This is a genomic window from Trichocoleus sp. DQ-A1 (genome assembly GCF_039961955.1).
Lineage (GTDB): Bacteria > Cyanobacteriota > Cyanobacteriia > Cyanobacteriales > FACHB-T130 > FACHB-T130.
On sequence record NZ_JAMPKE010000015.1, the window covers coordinates 15,411 to 32,316 of the forward strand.

The 16,906-nt window shown below is 46.9% G+C and carries 10 protein-coding genes and 2 pseudogenes; 7 read left to right on the forward strand and 5 right to left on the reverse strand.

The window, feature by feature from the left end; genetic code table 11:
* The first annotated feature begins 65 nt into the window (after positions 1-65).
* From NDI33_RS15735 to NDI33_RS15745, 3 genes and pseudogenes are all read left to right on the forward strand, one after another.
* Complete coding sequence (locus NDI33_RS15735; protein ID WP_190675302.1) at positions 66-776, forward strand: gamma-glutamyl-gamma-aminobutyrate hydrolase family protein; 711 nt, start codon at positions 66-68, stop codon at positions 774-776.
* Positions 777-1,027: 251 nt separating this feature from the next.
* Positions 1,028-2,680 (forward strand): hypothetical protein, encoded by a 1,653-nt coding sequence (locus NDI33_RS15740; protein WP_190675304.1) that lies wholly within the window; start codon positions 1,028-1,030, stop codon positions 2,678-2,680.
* A 158-nt stretch (positions 2,681-2,838) separates the two neighbouring features.
* Positions 2,839-3,718: pseudogene (locus NDI33_RS15745) on the forward strand (IS982 family transposase).
* Between the two features lie 138 nt (positions 3,719-3,856).
* Here NDI33_RS15745 and NDI33_RS15750 read toward each other — a convergent pair.
* Complete coding sequence (locus NDI33_RS15750; protein ID WP_190675306.1) at positions 3,857-4,243, reverse strand: nuclear transport factor 2 family protein; 387 nt, start codon at positions 4,241-4,243, stop codon at positions 3,857-3,859.
* Between the two features lie 39 nt (positions 4,244-4,282).
* Positions 4,283-4,657 (reverse strand): nuclear transport factor 2 family protein, encoded by a 375-nt coding sequence (locus NDI33_RS15755; protein WP_190675308.1) that lies wholly within the window; start codon positions 4,655-4,657, stop codon positions 4,283-4,285.
* Between the two features lie 614 nt (positions 4,658-5,271).
* Between NDI33_RS15755 and NDI33_RS15760 the strand changes: the two genes are divergently transcribed.
* Together NDI33_RS15760 and NDI33_RS15765 are read left to right on the forward strand one after the other, a co-directional pair.
* Positions 5,272-8,775, forward strand: a complete 3,504-nt coding sequence (locus NDI33_RS15760; RefSeq protein ID WP_190675310.1) for a PAS domain S-box protein — start codon at positions 5,272-5,274, stop codon at positions 8,773-8,775.
* Entirely contained in the window at positions 8,747-9,127 is a 381-nt protein-coding gene (locus NDI33_RS15765) for a response regulator (protein ID WP_190410137.1), read from the forward strand. Before NDI33_RS15760 ends, NDI33_RS15765 begins: the two co-directional genes overlap by 29 nt.
* Positions 9,128-9,304: 177 nt before the next feature.
* On the opposite strand, the gene NDI33_RS15770 is transcribed toward NDI33_RS15765, so the two are convergent.
* Both NDI33_RS15770 and NDI33_RS15775 read right to left on the reverse strand, forming a co-directional pair.
* Complete coding sequence (locus tag NDI33_RS15770; protein ID WP_190410065.1) at positions 9,305-9,889, reverse strand: peptidoglycan-binding domain-containing protein; 585 nt, start codon at positions 9,887-9,889, stop codon at positions 9,305-9,307.
* A gap of 692 nt (positions 9,890-10,581) precedes the next feature.
* Complete coding sequence (locus NDI33_RS15775) at positions 10,582-11,625, reverse strand: M23 family metallopeptidase (RefSeq protein WP_190410066.1); 1,044 nt, start codon at positions 11,623-11,625, stop codon at positions 10,582-10,584.
* 930 nt (positions 11,626-12,555) lie between these two features.
* Here NDI33_RS15775 and NDI33_RS15780 point away from each other — a divergent pair.
* Positions 12,556-12,753, forward strand: a complete 198-nt coding sequence (locus NDI33_RS15780) for an NblA/ycf18 family protein (protein ID WP_190410067.1) — start codon at positions 12,556-12,558, stop codon at positions 12,751-12,753.
* Between the two features lie 124 nt (positions 12,754-12,877).
* Here the strand turns inward: NDI33_RS15780 and NDI33_RS15785 are convergent, their stop codons facing one another.
* Positions 12,878-13,954 (reverse strand): WGxxGxxG-CTERM domain-containing protein, encoded by a 1,077-nt coding sequence (locus tag NDI33_RS15785; RefSeq protein WP_190675312.1) that lies wholly within the window; start codon positions 13,952-13,954, stop codon positions 12,878-12,880.
* A 1,473-nt stretch (positions 13,955-15,427) separates the two neighbouring features.
* On the opposite strand from NDI33_RS15785, the pseudogene NDI33_RS15790 reads away from it, so the two are divergent.
* Positions 15,428-16,660: pseudogene (locus NDI33_RS15790) on the forward strand (glycosyltransferase family 1 protein); the annotation flags it as partial.
* Positions 16,661-16,906 lie beyond the last annotated feature (246 nt).

Sequence of the window (16,906 nt, forward strand, 5' to 3'; positions counted from 1 at the left end):
AAAATCTCGCAATGCTGAGGTTACGGAGCCAGAGCGATCGCCCGATCAACTGCTAACATCAGAAAATGAAATCTAAGCCGCCACTCATTGGAATTACTACCGCTGGTCAGCTGGATACGCGCCTGTTTAGTATTAGAGGCGACTATGTAGAGGCAGTGCGCTTAGCGGGTGGCTTACCGATGTTACTACCGCCGGGAGAACCCGATCCCGCAGCCATTTTAGAAAGAATTGATGGTTTAATCTTTTCTGGCGGGGGTGATATTGACCCCGCGGTTTACAACGACTCATCCCATCCCACAGTTTATAACGTCGATCATCAGCGCGATACCTTTGAGCTAGCTTTAGCCAAGCTGGTTTTAGATACAGATATCCCAGTGCTAGGGATTTGTCGCGGCTTGGAAATTTTGGTAGTCGCAACGGGTGGCAATTTGGTGCAGCATCTGCCGGATGAATTTGGTGATGCGATCGCGCACCGCACCCATCAGTCTCGCTTCTGCGAACATCATGTGCAAATTGACCCCGATAGTCGCCTAGCAGCGATGATTGGCATTACAGAGTCGGAGATAGTCTCGTGGCATCATCAAGCTGTGCGGACAGTACCACCTGGGTGGCGGGTTACGGCACGCGCTGCTGATGGCGTGATTGAAGCGATGGAACACGAACAGCATCCTTGGGCGATCGCGCTTCAGTGGCATCCAGAACTCGCTCTCCAAGATCCCTATCAGCAACGCATCTTTCAGGCGTTAGTCGAGACAGCACGTAAGCGCACAATTTAATTTTCAAGGAATCGAGGTGTTCTCGACTACAAGGCACGGACACATCTCGAAAAGGCTGAAACGGGAAAAAAATCTGTTTTGTAGACCTTTAATAAACGTTAGCGAAAGTGTTATTTAAATAAGCTTTTTTCGCACCATTACTTATCGGGAAATCCAAAAACGAAGATTGTATCTATCTCTATCGTGTTCATCTGTGTTTAGACGTGATTTCCCTATTAAATGATTTTTCCAAAAAGAGAGAAAACCTCTCGATGAAGCGTTTCGTGGCAATTTTCGGTATTGTTGGAATTCTCAATGCCTGTGCAGCTAAAACTCCTCAATCTCCTCAGGCAATTGAGCAAGTAACTAATTCTACTAAATCAACGGCTTCAAACCCAAAAACGACTTCGCAAACTGACAAAAGTTCCCAGATAGCGAATTCGGATAATTCAGCAACTAAATTGCCAAAACTGGTTTCCGATAAAGATGAATTGCCTTCTCAGCAATTTGATTTTCACATCCGCAACATTGTGACTGCTGGCGATACTGTAAAGTTTCAATCCCGCAAGTATGATTTTGTTTTTGACAAAAATAGTAGTAATTTTTCTGTGCAACCAGGAAGCCTCCCCAAAAATTTTGTTTCTCAGCCAGAGAAGCATCAAAAAGCGCTAGGGGGAGAGTTAAATCTGCCTTCTCGTTACGAAACGATTGAATATCAAGGCAAGACTTATCAATATCGGGTAAGTCGTGAAGGGAATTCAGAAACTCCAAATTGCCAAAAAGAAGCAAAAGTTGTAATTACGCTAATCACGCCCGAAAATAAGCAACCAAAAACTCAAACCCTATACACAGGCGGTTGTCTGAGCTTTCCTTACATTACCGCCGCTAAAATTGTAGGCGATCGCTTGTGGTGGTCGCTTGCCTTTCCGCAAGGAGAAGGGTATACCGGCAAAACAACTCTCGTTGGTTATCAGCCGCAGCAGCAGAAGTGGAAAGTTATTCATCCACAAGGGATGGATAGACAGGAGATTCTCGATTTCGAGATTGCAGGAACTCGCGATCGCCCAACATTCTGGATGGCAACAAAAATTAGTGGAGAAGGCAACAACTATTCACCAGGAATGGGATTAGTCGCGTACCGTCCCAACTCTTCTGACCTGCAATCTGGTTCTGTGACTTCGTACCGCGTAGACAACAGTCCGCTCATCGGTACAATTCCCGATAAGCTATTGCTGGAATCAGATCGGCTTTGGGTTGGTACAGGCAACGGTGTCTGCCAGTTGCAATTGTCAGTTCCCGATAATCCTGATTGGAAATGCTGGCGATTTGCCATCACCGCACAACTACCGACCGAGAAAGTGCCACTCTACAGCGCCTTATTGAACGAGACGCCTGCGGCTACTCTCGATGCTACTGGGGGACAAACCGTTGAAGTTCTCTGGTGGCTGCCCACAGACTATAGCAGTAGCAATCAACCTCTGCCGCGCCGGAAAGGTCGTTACGAAGTCAGATATGAAACAGGCTTCACAGTGACCCTGGATGAGCAGGGGGCAACTCCTTGGTCTGAGATTTTTGGGTCATCGGCAAAACCACCTGTGTGGTTTTCTCCTGTCTCCTGGCCTGGTAATGACTGGCATTGGGATGGTTCGCGCTTTGTCCGAGGATTTGATGAAGTGTGTGAGTGTCACTCAGGAGGGGGGCCTAGAGGCATTGGGCCTATAGAGCGCGATCCTAGCGGTGGCATCAACCTTAATGCCATGCGAGGCGATCTGGAGTTAGTAAATCTGTCGAAAAATTCTACCAGCATCAAGTATTATTCTGGCTGGATTGACGATGCTCTTATCAATCCTTACCCAACTGTGGTGCCACAACCTCCAAAAAACGCTCAACCTAATCCTCTAGAATCTATCGCGAAGCAACTCTAATCCGGGGTTCTGTAAGGTACAACAGAAACTTCAGGAGACGTTGTTACCCACTTCGGAGATTGAGGAACGAAAATCACTAATTAACGTGAGTTCGGGATAAGGAAGGGTGGAACAGATACAGTTGAAAGTACCTAATTCTCAACCCATCTGACCACCCTATGCTTAGTCTAGAAGCCTTGTTTTGCCATGTCGATGATTTTTGCCGATGGTTTGAACCGCAGTGGCAACAACGCCTGTTGGGTGAAGGGTTACAGCGTCGTTCCCGCTCCCGCAGTTTGAGTTTAAGCGAGATCATGACGATCTTGATTGCCTTCCATCAATCGGCGTATCGCAATTTCAAGTGGTTCTATACCCAGTTTGTCTGTCGTTACTGGCGCAACGCCTTTCCTCAATTAGTCAGCTACCAACGCTTCGTGGAATGGATGCCCTCCACCCTGATTCCACTGTGCGCCTACCTGCGCCACTGAAGAAGGCAACTGTACGGGCATCAGCTTTATCGATTCGACCAGCATCAAGGTCTGCCACAACCGTCGCATCGCCTCCCACAAAGTGTTCAAGTCCCTAGCCGCGAGGGGCAAAACATCGGTGGACTGGTTCTTTGGGTTTAAGCTGCACCTAGTGGTCAACGAGCATGGGGAGTTGCTTAACGCGCTCCTCACTCCGGGCAATGTCGATGACCGTCAGCCTGTCCCCCAATTGCTGCAACAGCTCTTTGGTAAGGTGTTTGGTGACCGGGGTTATGTCTCCCAAAAACTCGCCCTTCAGCTATGGCAAGACTGGAGCATTCACCTGGTGACCAAGCTCAAACGGAACATGAAAAACCGCTTGATGAGCTTGGCAGATAAGCTGCTCCTGCGGCGACGAGCCATCATTGAATCGGTAATTGACCAGTTGAAGAACATTTCTCAGATTGAGCATTCTCGTCACCGTTCGCCGGTCAACTGCTTGGTCAACTTGGTCTGCGGGTTGATTGCCTACTGCCACCAGCCCAAGAAACCGTCCCTCCTACCCGATGCCTTTTTGCCTGAGTCTATTTAACCCGAACTCACGTTAATTAGATGGAGAGAATTATTTGTAGTTCCCCATCCTTATCTCTGTGTCAGCATTAAGTTTCGTTCCTCAAACGCCACGTCGCAAGAGTGGGGAAGCCTCCGTTTTCAGGTGGCTTCCCAACCTTTAACGCATTAAAGGACTCCCGTGGTGATGGACTAAATACCACTTTTGGGCCATTCGCTCAAAAATATTCGTTGCCATCGACTGGGCTTTAACTCTTCTGCCACCGCTGACTTGAAACACATTTTCGACAAGTACAACGTAGGCAATATTATCTCGAATCTCTGTAGTAACAATCTCTGTTTCTATTTCAATGTAACTGGTGTTTTTAAATATCTGTTCCCAGGAAGAGCGAATTTCCTTGCCGCCTTTCAGTGCTTTCCGTCCGGGGTGTATACAAAGAGTCCCGGTTCCTTGCGAACAGATTGCACTCATGGCTTCGATATCTTTTTTCTCGAAGGCTCGATAGAAAGCCTGATTTGTGGCTAATACCTCTTGCTCATCGCTCATAGTTTCCTCACCTCATTTAAATTTTGACAGAATTAATTATCATGTTCTTAACTTAGGTGTTTCAGTATCAAAATATTCACGCCAGCGAATAATCCAACCCTCTTTGAAACTAATAACAATAACATCATCGGCTTTGTTACGACGACCAGTTGAATTTTCAGTATCTTCGTAATACCACTCAACGACTGCGCGATCGCCATCAACGATAACCTGCTGAATCTCAATTCTTACATCTGAATACTGCTGAGCAAAATGAGCGACTTCTTGGCGAATTCTCTCTTGCCCCTGCCATCGTTGACCCGGTACAATGATTTCACCGTTGGGCGTAAACAGTGCTGCTAGAGCCTCGCCGTCACGCGCAATCCAAGCGTCTCTAGCTTGCGCGATCGCTATCCGAATGTCTTCTGGATTCATAGACTAATTGGCAAACGCACCTTTGCTAAAATCTGTATTTAATAATATGAGGCTAATCCTACCTATATAAACCATTTTAAATGAAAAAGATGTATTAATAAAATAATAAAGGCTATCGTAATTACATTTGACTTTAAAAATGTTGTTTTTTACGAACCGCAGAGGCGGCAGAGAAAACAAATACAGAGAAAATTTATAAGTTAGGCTAGGAAAGCTATGCATCCCTCCACCAGCAGAATGAGTTGATAGCAAGTTTACTAAATGATTGGAAGGCGAGCTACCCGACTTCTTAGAGAAGTCGGGTAGCTGAACCTCTAGCTCATAACTAAAATCTGATTGCTATACTATTTTGGATTGTCAAATACTTACGATTTTCCTTGTCTCTACCAGTCCGTAGCTTCAGAAAATCAAACTCAGAAAATTAAGTATGGTAACGGTCAAACAAAATGGGATTACCAACGAGGGGAATGGAGGTTATTAAAGCCTCTTCTGAGAGTATCTTATCGCCCTGCCAGAAAATTTACTTTAAGGTAAACTCAAGCTGCTAAAGAAAGAAGCTTGATACTGGAATTTTTAAACGTCTTTTTTACTTCAAGGGTAAGGAAAGAAGCTGGATGCTGGAATTTTTAAACGTCTTTTTTAGTTCAGGAGGGTTTATCCCTCACGGTCATTGCTACCTATGGAAGCCTGGTTTGGTGTGGCTTCACATCGTGTCCGATTCTCTGATTGCCCTTGCTTATTATTCGATCCCAGTGACGCTGTTCTACTTTGTCCGAAAGCGTGAGGATCTCCCATTTGACTGGATTTTTCTACTATTTGGCTCATTTATCATCGCCTGTGGTACCACCCATGTCATGGAGATTTGGACGCTTTGGCATCCTACCTATTGGCTGTCTGGGTTCGTCAAAGCAATTACCGCTTTAGTTTCGGTGTACACGGCTGCGTCTCTGGTGCCCTTGGTTCCTCAAGCGCTTGCTCTCCCAAGCCCCGCAGTGTTGGAAGCAACGAACCGAGAACTGGAAAACCAAATCGCCTACCGCTTGCAGATAGAGGAGGCGCTGCAAGCAAGCGAAGAACGATTTCGGAGTGCCTTTGACTATGCGGCGGTGGGAATGGCGCTGGTGGCAACAGATGGACGCTGGCTGGAAGTCAATCGTTCTTTATGCGAGATCGTTGGCTATTCGGAGCAAGAATTATTGGCTACGAACTTCCAAGCGATTACGCATCCAGACGATTTAGAAACCAATCTGGAATATATGCACCAAATGCTGGCTGGCAAGATTCAGCATTACAACGTGGAGAAGCGATACCTCCACAAACAGGGACACATTGTATGGATTTTCTTGAGTGGATCGCTGGTGCATAATGCCAAGGGTGAACCGTTGTTTACTGCTCAGTTTCAAAACATCACGCAGCGCAAGTTGGCAGAAGAGGAGAGAAAGGCATCGCAAGCGCGACTGGCTGGGATTTTAGATATTGCTGAGGATGCAATTATTTCCGTAAACGAAACTCAACAAATTACCTTATTTAACCAAGGGGCGGAAAAAATATTTGGCTATACCGCCAATGAGGTAATTGGTCAGTCCCTGGATTTGCTGTTGCCAAAGCGGGCTGCGATCGCTCACCGTCAGCATATTCGCAATTTTGACACTTCTGTGGGTACCGCCCGGAAGATGGGAGAGCGCAACGAGGTTTTTGGACAGCGTAAAAATGGTGTGGAGTTTCCAGCGGAAGCTTCCATTTCTAAGCTGGAATTAGCTGGGGAAAAAATATTTACCGTAATTTTACGAGACATCACCGAACGCAAGCGGGGGGAGGAAGCTTTATCCCAACTAGCCTCGATTGTTGAGTCCTCAGAGGATGCAATCGTGGGCAAAACACTAGATGGAATCATTACCAGCTGGAACTCAGGGGCTGAACGAATCTATGGCTATACCGCCCAAGAAGTCAAGGGACAGCCAATCTCGATTCTGTTGACACCCGACCGCTTCAATGAGATGCCGTCAATTTTGGCAAGAATCAAGCAGGGAGAACGCATCCCCCCTTATGAAACCGTGCGCCTTAAAAAAGACGGCAGCCAAATTGATGTTGCCATTACGATTTCTCCAATTAAGAATCGGGCGGGTCAGGTGACGGGTGCCTCAGCGATCGCTCGTGACATTAGCGATCGCCGCGCCATAGAACGCCTCAAAGATGAGTTTGTCTCTATCGTCAGTCACGAACTGCGGACGCCCCTAACCTCGATTCGCGGTGCCCTCGGCTTGCTGGCAGGGGGTCTGCTGACTGCTAAACCGGAAAAGGCTCAACGGATGCTGGAGATTGCCGTCTCGAATACCGACCGCTTAGTGCGCCTGATTAACGACATCCTCGATATTGAGCGCATCGAGTCGGGTCAGGTGGCGATGGAGAATCAGATTTGCGATGCGGCAACTCTAATGCTTCAGGCATCAGAGGTGATGCGGGCAATGGCTGACAAAGCTGGAGTCACCCTATCCGTGTCTCCCCTATCCGCCCAACTGTACGCCGATCCTGACCGGATTATCCAGACCCTGACGAACCTACTCAGCAATGCCATCAAATTCTCGCCTCCTAGCAGCAACGTCTATCTCAGCGCCGAAATTCAGCAGACCAGGGAGCCGCTTGTAGAGACGCGATTTCCCGCTTCTGGAGTCGGGGAGGGTGGAACAGGGAAAGAATTTACCCCCTCACTTCCTCAACCTCTCACCCTCACAGTATTGTTCAAAGTGAAAGACCAGGGACGAGGGATTCCCGCACAGAAGCTGGAAAGCATCTTTGACCGATTCCAACAAGTTGATGCCTCTGACTCGCGCGATAAAGGTGGCACAGGACTGGGGTTAGCAATCTGTCGCAGCATTGTGCAACAGCATGGAGGTCGTATCTGGGTCGAAAGTACGCTGAATGAAGGCAGTACCTTTTTCTTTACACTGCCCCTTTTGAGTGGTGAGACACGAATGCTGAATGCTGAGGATGAACGGGAGAATCTGTCTTTGGGAGATGTGACGACAGCCCAAGCCGAATACTCCCCTGTGGATACTCAGGACAGTGCCGTGCCCTTACCTTCGGATGCTGAGAATGCACTAGGTACGCCTCTCGTGCTGGTGTGCGATGATGAGCCTGCGGTCTGTGCTGTAGTCCAAACTTTATTAGAACAGCGCGGCTACCAAGTCAAGACGGCTTTCTCAGGTCAAGAAGCGGTAGAATTGGCGCTACAGGAGCAACCTGCGGTGATTCTGCTCGACCTGATTATGCCCGGTATGAACGGCTGGCAAACAATGGCGGTTTTGAAACAGCGACCCGATACAAGGGAAATTCCCATCGTCATTTTCAGCGTTTTATCCCCAGAGCAGAGTAATCTCCTCAAATCTTCTTTAGAGAATCAGACCTTAAGTAGCCTGCTAGATGGAAACCTTCTGCAAACCGATCTGAGTCAGTTGCAGCCGTCTGAACCTTCAGATGCGATCGCTTCCAATGCAATTGCAATGGAAAATGCAGCCAGTTCTAATATTGACAGCGCGGATTCTACAATCAACGACATTCCGCCTCAGGTATTGCTTCCACCAAACTCAGATGATGACAAGCCGCGCCCTCCTGATTTTACCGGCTGGGTTCGCAAACCCTTAAATGAAGCATCCTTATTTCAAGCGCTGGAGCAGTCGTTGCAACAGGCAAAGATTGCTAGAGTTTTGCTGGTGGAAGACGACCTGGATCTGGCGCGGGTACTGATTGCTCGGTTTGAGCGCCACGGTTTAGAAACGATTCACGCGAAGAACGGACGCGAGGCAATTCAAAAATTAGCAAATATCAATCCCGATCTGCTAGTGCTGGATATCGTACTGCCGGAGTACGATGGTTTTGCTGTAGTAGACTGGCTGCGTCAGTGCAATCGCCTGCGCCAAATTCCAATCGTGGTATATTCTGCTAAGGATTTGAACAACGCCGAAAGAGAGCGGCTGCGGCTAGAACAAACCGAGTTTCTAACTAAAGGTCGGATTACTCCAGAACAATTTGAAGGGCGCATCATTGCCTTGCTGAATCGGATGGTTCCCAACAGGAAGGAAAACTGCAATGGTGACAACGAAGCGCATCCTGGTAATTGATGATGAAGAGGATATTCGGGAAGTGGCTCAGCTAAGCTTAGAAATGGTCGCCAGCTGGGACGTTATGACAGCGAGTTCCGGAAGGGAAGGGCTTGCCAAGGCTGAAGTTGAACCACTTGACGCCATCCTTCTAGATGTGATGATGCCCGACTGGGACGGTACAACGACTTTTCAACAGCTGCAAGCCAATCCAGTAACCCAGCACATCCCCGTGCTGTTGTTGACGGCTAAAATGCAGGCTGCTGACCAACGCCGTTTTGCTCAACTAGGAGTAAAGGCAGTAATTGCGAAACCTTTCGACCCGATGACTCTGGCAGATCAAGTTGCGAAGTCTTTAGGATGGGATATTTAACTGAGTTTTGCTACCAATCGACTGCAAACTCACCCCATCCCAAATTTGAGTGAAACCCAAAAGAATAGGGCGCACAACTGCGCCCTATTCTTGTTAAACAGTAAAATCAATTCGATGAAATGAGGTTAACTCAGCTCGTTCTAGGATAGATAGACCAGCTTCTTAGCTAAATCTTCTCTATACTCCCAGCGCTCTGCGAGTTTGCGGTCCCACTACTCCATCTGCACGTAAGCCATTTCTCGACTGAAAATTCCGGACTGCTCTTTGAGTCACCGAACCATAATATCCAGTCGGTGAAACCCCTAAAGCAGATTGAACTTGTCGAACAGCAGAACCTCTAGAGCCTAGGCGGAGAAAGGAACCGCCAACACCAGAACCAGGATTAGAACCAGAACCTGGTCTCGTGCTGATATAGTTAGCAGCAACATAACGGCCCGTAGAAAGCTTTGCATACCCGTTGCGATAAGCCACAACTGGTGCAAGTGCAGCTCCATTACGGACGCAGCTATGCACTCCGTAACGTGTGCTGGGACCGTAGCGAGCATTGAGACAACTGCCGTTTGTATTTACAAAATACTGTGCTGCGTTAGCTGGTTGGATCTCGCTGAGACCTCCGAACAAGAAAGCTACACCAAGTAAACCCAGCCAAGCTGAACTCGGTGGTTGCTTCCAGTTCAGCGAAAAGTCACGCAGAGTATACTCGATACCAGCTTCTGCCTCTTCATAGGTATTAGAAACATGAATGTAAGCAAGAGTTTCCATGATTTTTCTCCGTATGGTTGAGAAACACTTTGTGATGCTTCAGGATGGCTGCTGAGTTTTTCGGAAACATTTTTCGGAAACTCAGGTGATTTTTTATGAATTGTTGAGTTTCAGCCACATTAGAGGAACCTAATGTGCAATTTACTTTCTAAATGAGACGTTCAACTGTAGCCGTTCCAAAACATACAGACAATTCAGCAATACACAAATAATGTGAACTGACAGATGGCAATTCAATCAACGAGTCAAGTTCCAGAAATATCTGGTCTATCCCCGCTTTAGAATAAATCGTTTGCTCAGTTGTCCGATCGCTGTTTTCCCGCACTGACGCACCTTCAGAAAAGTTGCATCGATGCGAGATGGTAATGCTCGTGTCGGTCAGAACGCTTTGTCTATCTGGTTAATCAATACTGTAAGGCTTTAACTCCTCACAATAGTCAAACAATAAGGTAGACATTATCGCAATCTTAAAATCTTAATTTTTTATTCAGAAAAAAAGTGAAGAAAAATAAGTTTTATTAAGAAGAAGTAAAGAAAAGGCGATCGCTTTGTCACCTCCCTTGGAAAATCAGGGTAGAAAGAGCGATCGCCCATAGAGAACCTGATAGTCTATCTAGAGAAGAAATCGGGTAGCACTTTCTCGTAGCACGTTCTTTGAAGATTCGTAACCATCAGTCGTCAAACCAAAGCTTTTAGAACCGTGAAATCTTCAAAGAACCGTTAAAAGGCTCAGAACGGAGCTGACGACCATTTCGCCAAACTTCTACTCCGCGTGGACTAATAAAATAAGAATAACTGCCGTTATCCGCTTGATACCGATCCTGCCCAACACGCCAAGCAGCAAGCTGCATCGAAGCGCTCGGTTGTTGCTTTAATTGCCCCATATAAAACAATTGACCATTTTCCCGACAAACTTTCACCAGAGAGCTTGCCGTCTCACCTTCAATCAAGGGGTTGCCGCATTGATTGAAAGTCGCAGCAACAGCATAAGTCGCTGGTGCCGGAGTCACTGCAATCGATTGCAGTGGTTTGGGTGCGATCGCGCGCGGTACTGGAAGAGAGTTCCCTTGCTGACGACCCCCAGAATAAACATTTAGATTCGGGTAAAGTGTGGTGTTGCCTCTCGTGTCCGCGTTGTTGCGTACAGTCTGAGAAACCACTGGAGGCGGATCAATCGGTTTAGGCGCAGCGGTTGCTCTTTGCGGCAGTGGAATCCTGCCTGCGACTAAAGAGGGCAATCCGGCAGCCGGGTCAACCGCTAGACGACCATCAGGATGATACTCAAAGTGGAGATGAGGGCCTGTACTATTCCCTGTCGAACCCATCTCAGCAATTACTTGACCCTGAGTAACTTGTTGACCTTTACTCACCAAAAGACGACTATTGTGACCATACACCGTGTGGCTTCCATCAGGATGCTGGATTTCTATTACGTTGCCTAATCCCCATCCCGAATCATCACGACCAGCTTTGATGACTGTACCCGATGCGGCAGCAACAATCGGAGTTCCAGTGCTATTAGCAATATCAATTCCTTCGTGATAAGTATTAAAGCCTTGAGTGAGATTCCCTTGAGTGGGCCATATTAAGCCAGAAGCAAGGGAGGGATGACCTTGAGTAGCGGAATAGTCTTTTGCTTGAGTCAGGAGGCAGAAACTTGTACCTAGCATGGTGGCGCATGAGATAACGCCAATTAAGCCATATTTACGGAATTGAGAAATAGCGAGTTGTTTCATTAGATCAGAGCCTGGAAGAAGAAGGGTCTAGGAAGCCTTTTTGTTATCTGTTGGCTTCAGCTTTGAGCTAGCTATATCAGGACAATCGCTATGCAGATTAGGGATACCCGTTTAAGGGGGACAGTAGAACCCCCTCCTCTTATCTTTAGAGGCAAACCTGCATCTCCCAATCCCTCGCCGTCAACGGGGAGGGGCGCTTGGTTTATAACCTACGCTGCTAGGGAGTCATCTAAAGCGGACTGAAAAGTAGTTGTACTTTGTTCTGTTCGCTTGGAGTTGAGCTTTCGGACAGGTCTATAGATGAAGGAGCTTGCTATTTAGTTTAAGTGGATATTTTCTATTAGAAGGGTTGCTTAGAAGTATGTTCCTTGTTTGGGGATAGATCCAAAAATGGTCAAAAGCATTAATAAATGGCTTAATTTGTGCAGATTCGCTTTAATTCAGGAATTAGCGATTTTTATTTGAAGCAAATACGGCAGAATAGCCTAACCTTCTAGCCTTCCTTCCCTGAGATGCCTATTTTTTACCCATCACTGTGGAAAGAGAGTTTATTTTTCTTGTGTCCTGTAAAAAAGTTCAGATAGATCCGATAGTGACAAAGGACTCTCTCAATTTGACACGCAAGCAGATGGGCATTATCCAACTTTAGTCTGCTCGTGCTGCCCTTCACTCTCCGACAGCTCAAACAGCCTGAATGCAAAGAAGTGTTACATATTTGGCTAATCCTTATTGAATAAATCTATCGGATTATTTCTTAAGGAAATTAAAGTTACATCGGGTGGAAGAGGAAGCTGCAAACTTGAAAATGATATTTTGTAATTGTCAGGCAACAAAAGAAGTTTAAATAAACTAGTTCATTTAGCTTCATTTTCAGACACATATCAATTACTTAACTTTAGTTTTTGGCCTAGTTGGGCACAGGAGAATATTATGGAACGCCCCATTGAATTGTCTTTAGAGCAAGAATTTAGCCTAATTTCTTTTGCAGATCAAGTGCAGCATATGTCTCGCGAGCAAGCTCAACAATTTTTGGTTCAGCTACATAAGCAAATGATAATTCGAGACACTATCTATCAGAACTTGCTGAAGCATCAATGGGGTCTGGATTCAATTCTGGGATCTGTGTAAAGCTTGAAAGCGATCGCCTAAACTTTCCTAAATTTTGAAAAATTACATATATATGAGTAAAGCCCTGGTTTACAGCCAGGGCTTTGTTGTTAGCTTTGGTTTTTAAATACTTGCACGCCTTGATTTAACGCTGACGTGCAGTTTCATGGTTCTGCTTACGGAACAGATTAGCTAGACCGATTAGACCCAGCAAGCCTAACCAGCCCCAACTGGAGTTGCGATCGCCTCTTGCAGACTGAACTCCTTGGTAAGAAGTGGTGTCTGTAGTAGCGCCGTTGGGAGTTGTGCTACCGGGAACCGTAGTTGTGTCCGAAGTAGTGCCTCCAGGCGTCGTAGTCGTGGCGTCAGGAGCAGCGGTAGTCCCTGTTGCACCCCCAGGCGTTGTGACGGTGCCGTAAGGAGCAGTAGAAGTCCCTGAAGTAGCGCCACCTGCACCCGTTGTCCCGGAAGTAGCACCTGCACCCGTGGTACCAGAAGTTGCGCCACCTGCTCCTGTGGTACCGGCAGTTCCGCCACCGATGCCAGTGGTACCAGAAGTTGCGCCACCCGCGCCCGTTGTCCCGGCAGTTCCGCCACCGATGCCAGTGGTACCAGGAGTTGCACCGCCTGCGCCTGTGGTACCGGCAGTTCCGCCACCGATGCCAGTGGTACCAGAAGTTGCGCCACCTGCTCCTGTGGTACCGGCAGTTCCGCCACCGATGCCAGTAGTACCAGCAGTTCCGCCACCGATGCCAGTGGTACCAGAAGTTGCGCCACCCGCGCCCGTTGTCCCGGCAGTTCCGCCACCGATGCCAGTAGTACCAGAAGTTGCACCGCCTGCGCCTGTGGTACCGGCAGTTGCGCCACCCGCGCCCGTTGTCCCGACAGTTCCGCCACCGCCTGCACCTGTAGTACCGGCAGTTCCGCCACCGATGCCAGTGGTACCAGAAGTTGCACCGCCTGCGCCTGTAGTACCGGCAGTTCCGCCACCGATGCCAGTAGTACCAGAAGTTGCACCGCCTGCGCCTGTGGTACCGGCAGTTGCACCGCCTGCACCCGTCGTACCAGAAGTTGCGCCACCTGCACCCGTACCAGTACCGGAAGCTGAACCACCAGCACCACCGCCTGTTTGGGCAACAGAAGGCAGAGTTAAGGGTAGAGCCGCTACAGTGAGGGCAAAGGTACTTGCAAAAAGAACTTTGGACAAATTAGAAGGTTTCATCGTAGTGGTTTTTCTTATTCTCTAGAACTCTGCGATTTGTTATTATTCAAAAACAGTCTTGTTAACTTCATGGGCAGCTAAATTACGAAGACTGGATATACTTCCCGCTCATGAAGTCCCGATCTAGGACGATCGTGGTTTAGAATACGGGTCTGGAATTACCAGAGCGTTTTGCTATTCTCCTCAGATGCGATCGCTCTTAGGAAGAATAACTGCCATCAGTTCTCTTTACTTCTACCAGAGGAACAGACCCACCTCTCCCTGAAGGATTGACTTTACTTTAAGCCAGTGTGTGCTTAAGAATACAAACAGTTCTATGGGGAGCTATGCTATGCTATGCTTCTCCCGATAGCACAGCAGATAAGCTTAGTGATTAGTTGAGACTGTGTCATTGAGGGGAAAATATTTTCCTTTCGTGATTAACTTTCCTTGGCTATTTTCCCCTTTCATCTATCTGCTTTACAGTTTCTCTGAGCAAGCGATCGCTCAACGCTCAGTTTGTAAAACTGAGTCAAGATTCATCACTCCCTTTGGGAGGTTCGCCAAATTCTCCTAGAGAAGTTACTATCTACTGTTCAGTAACTTTGCAGAAGGCCTTTCGAGGCAATTCCTCGAAGTATACTCCACGCTCAATAAAAATTATTAATATATTATTAAGGTTTTTATTTAAAGCCTAAATAAGATATTTTCTTTAGTAGCTTTAGCTATTAAAATACTTACGAAAAACTTTTGCACACCTTTTGTATTTGCTACTAAAGGTGATACATAAAGCATAAATTATATAAATTTAGTGCTGTATTTTTTTAGGATACAAGCATTTAATTCACCTTTATTCAATCCATTTAGAGCGATCGCTAAGCGCACAGCTTCGGCGAATATAACTCTTATTGAATAACCTAAAATGCAAGCACCTGAAATGAGAAACCGGCGTAAAACAAATTACGTGAGATTACGTGCGCTCGTTACTGAAGCTACTACAGCCATCGAATAGGGATGCAATAATGCTGCTACTTGGAAGCATTGTCTTCTAAGTCCTGCAACCCACCCGCATCTCTTGTTTACTCCCATTAGAAGTCACTATACTTAGGTATTTTGTATTATTTAGCACAAACTAATTTAACATTAAATTTATTCTTTAGGAAGAAGTCGCGTCATTCCTCTGGTAGAAGCTAGAACTCAACAATAGCTATTATTTTTTTAGCAGTGGCAGCAAATTCCTTCTCCAGGCAGAAGCGGATGGTAATAAAACCCGATAAATTAAGCAGAAGTGCGAAGTCAATAAAACTGCTTTAGAGTCGCAAAAAGGGTAAACAAGGCAGGAAAACATCATTTCTAGCTGCTTTTTGTAGTTATAGCTAGGAATTAATTTTAAGTGTTCTTTTCACTTCAAGGCTTTCCACTTTGTTCTTCTTTGTGTGTAGGTAGGCGATTCTGAAAGCTTAAATCCAATCTACGAAATATCTGAGGCTATTTATGTCCCAGCCCAAAAATTTGATAAAGAATAGTGTGAGTAATGGTGGGGCATGGGAGATACAGTTCTCCATAAAAGATGCACTTGAGTCTCCCTCAGCGAGTGCATTTCCAACATTACAGTCGGATGGTTCTGATTCCTTGTCAAATACACCGGCGCTCATTTGTTTGTCGCATTTGCGTTGGGATTTTGTCTACCAACGACCGCAACATCTCTTGAGCCGCTGTGCAAAGCAGCGAAGAGTATTCTTCATTGAAGAACCGATTTTCAGTTCCGATCCATCTTGGCGGCTGGATGTTAGCCTCCGCGAGAGTGGTGTCTCGGTGGTGGTGCCTTACTTGAGCGAAGGAATGAGTGAGGAAGAAATCATTGCTGCTCAAAAGGGGATGCTCGATGATTTGTTAGCACAAGCGCAGATCCGCGAGTATATTCTGTGGTATTACACACCGATGGCAATCGCGATCGCAGACCACTTAGATCCTTTAGTCGTTGTCTACGACTGTATGGATGAGCTATCTGCATTTAAGGGAGCGCCACCCGTGATGATTGAGCGCGAAGCCGAACTCTTTAAACGTGCAGATTTAGTCTTTACAGGCGGACAAAGCCTTTACGAAGCCAAGCGCAACCAGCACCCGAATGCCCACGCCTTCCCCAGTAGCATCGAGAGAGCGCACTTTGCACAAGCAAAAACTCTGACAGAGGAACCAGCCGATCAAAAAAATATTCCCCACCCGCGTCTGGGATTCTATGGGGTAATTGATGAGCGCATGGATCTGGAACTGCTGAGTGGCATGGCCCAAGCGCGACCTGACTGGCATCTGGTTATCATTGGCCCAGTCGTCAAAATAGACCCCAAAGAGCTGCCCCAACATCCCAATCTTCATTATCTGGGTGGGAAGTCTTATCAAGAGTTGCCTGCATATCTTGCTGGGTGGGATGTAGCGTTGTTGCCTTTTGCTCGTAACGAGTCAACCCGCTTTATTAGCCCTACCAAAACTCCAGAATACCTCGCTGCTGGGAAGCCAGTCGTATCTACCTCGATCCGGGATGTCGTTCGTCCTTACGGAGAGATGGGTTTAGTGCAGATTGCAGATACCGTCGCAGATTTCGTCGCCGCAGCCGAAGCAGCAATCGAGCAAAATTACGATCGAGCGGCATGGCTGAGTCAGGTGGATGCTTTCTTAGCGCAGAATTCATGGGATTCCACTTGGGCGCGGATGATGCAACTGATTGAGGGTGTAATGAACGACACGAGTGTATCTCAAGAATTGCGCGATCGCGTTGCCAAAACTTCAGCGTCTCAAATGGACGAGCGTGCAGGAGTTACCTCGGTTAACAAACCCCAACAAACATCCTGAGCCAGTCCCCTTAAAGCGAATAAGGACTGGTTTTTGGTTGATTTTCTGACTTTTCAGGTTTTCAATTTTTACTTTCTACCCAAGGGTAGCCGTTTCATTTTTCCCTTACTCCGGTAAGGGTTT

Bases quoted from the DNA above. Each gene is read 5' to 3' on its own strand.
- NDI33_RS15735 (WP_190675302.1), top strand. From the start codon at position 66: ATGAAATCTAAGCCGCCACTCATTGGAATTACTACCGCTGGTCAGCTG.
- NDI33_RS15740 (WP_190675304.1), top strand. From the start codon at position 1,028: ATGAAGCGTTTCGTGGCAATTTTCGGTATTGTTGGAATTCTCAATGCC.
- NDI33_RS15750 (WP_190675306.1), bottom strand. From the start codon at position 4,243: ATGAGCGATGAGCAAGAGGTATTAGCCACAAATCAGGCTTTCTATCGA.
- NDI33_RS15755 (WP_190675308.1), bottom strand. From the start codon at position 4,657: ATGAATCCAGAAGACATTCGGATAGCGATCGCGCAAGCTAGAGACGCT.
- NDI33_RS15760 (WP_190675310.1), top strand. From the start codon at position 5,272: ATGCTGGAATTTTTAAACGTCTTTTTTAGTTCAGGAGGGTTTATCCCT.
- NDI33_RS15770 (WP_190410065.1), bottom strand. From the start codon at position 9,889: ATGGAAACTCTTGCTTACATTCATGTTTCTAATACCTATGAAGAGGCA.
- NDI33_RS15775 (WP_190410066.1), bottom strand. From the start codon at position 11,625: ATGAAACAACTCGCTATTTCTCAATTCCGTAAATATGGCTTAATTGGC.
- NDI33_RS15780 (WP_190410067.1), top strand. From the start codon at position 12,556: ATGGAACGCCCCATTGAATTGTCTTTAGAGCAAGAATTTAGCCTAATT.
- NDI33_RS15785 (WP_190675312.1), bottom strand. From the start codon at position 13,954: ATGAAACCTTCTAATTTGTCCAAAGTTCTTTTTGCAAGTACCTTTGCC.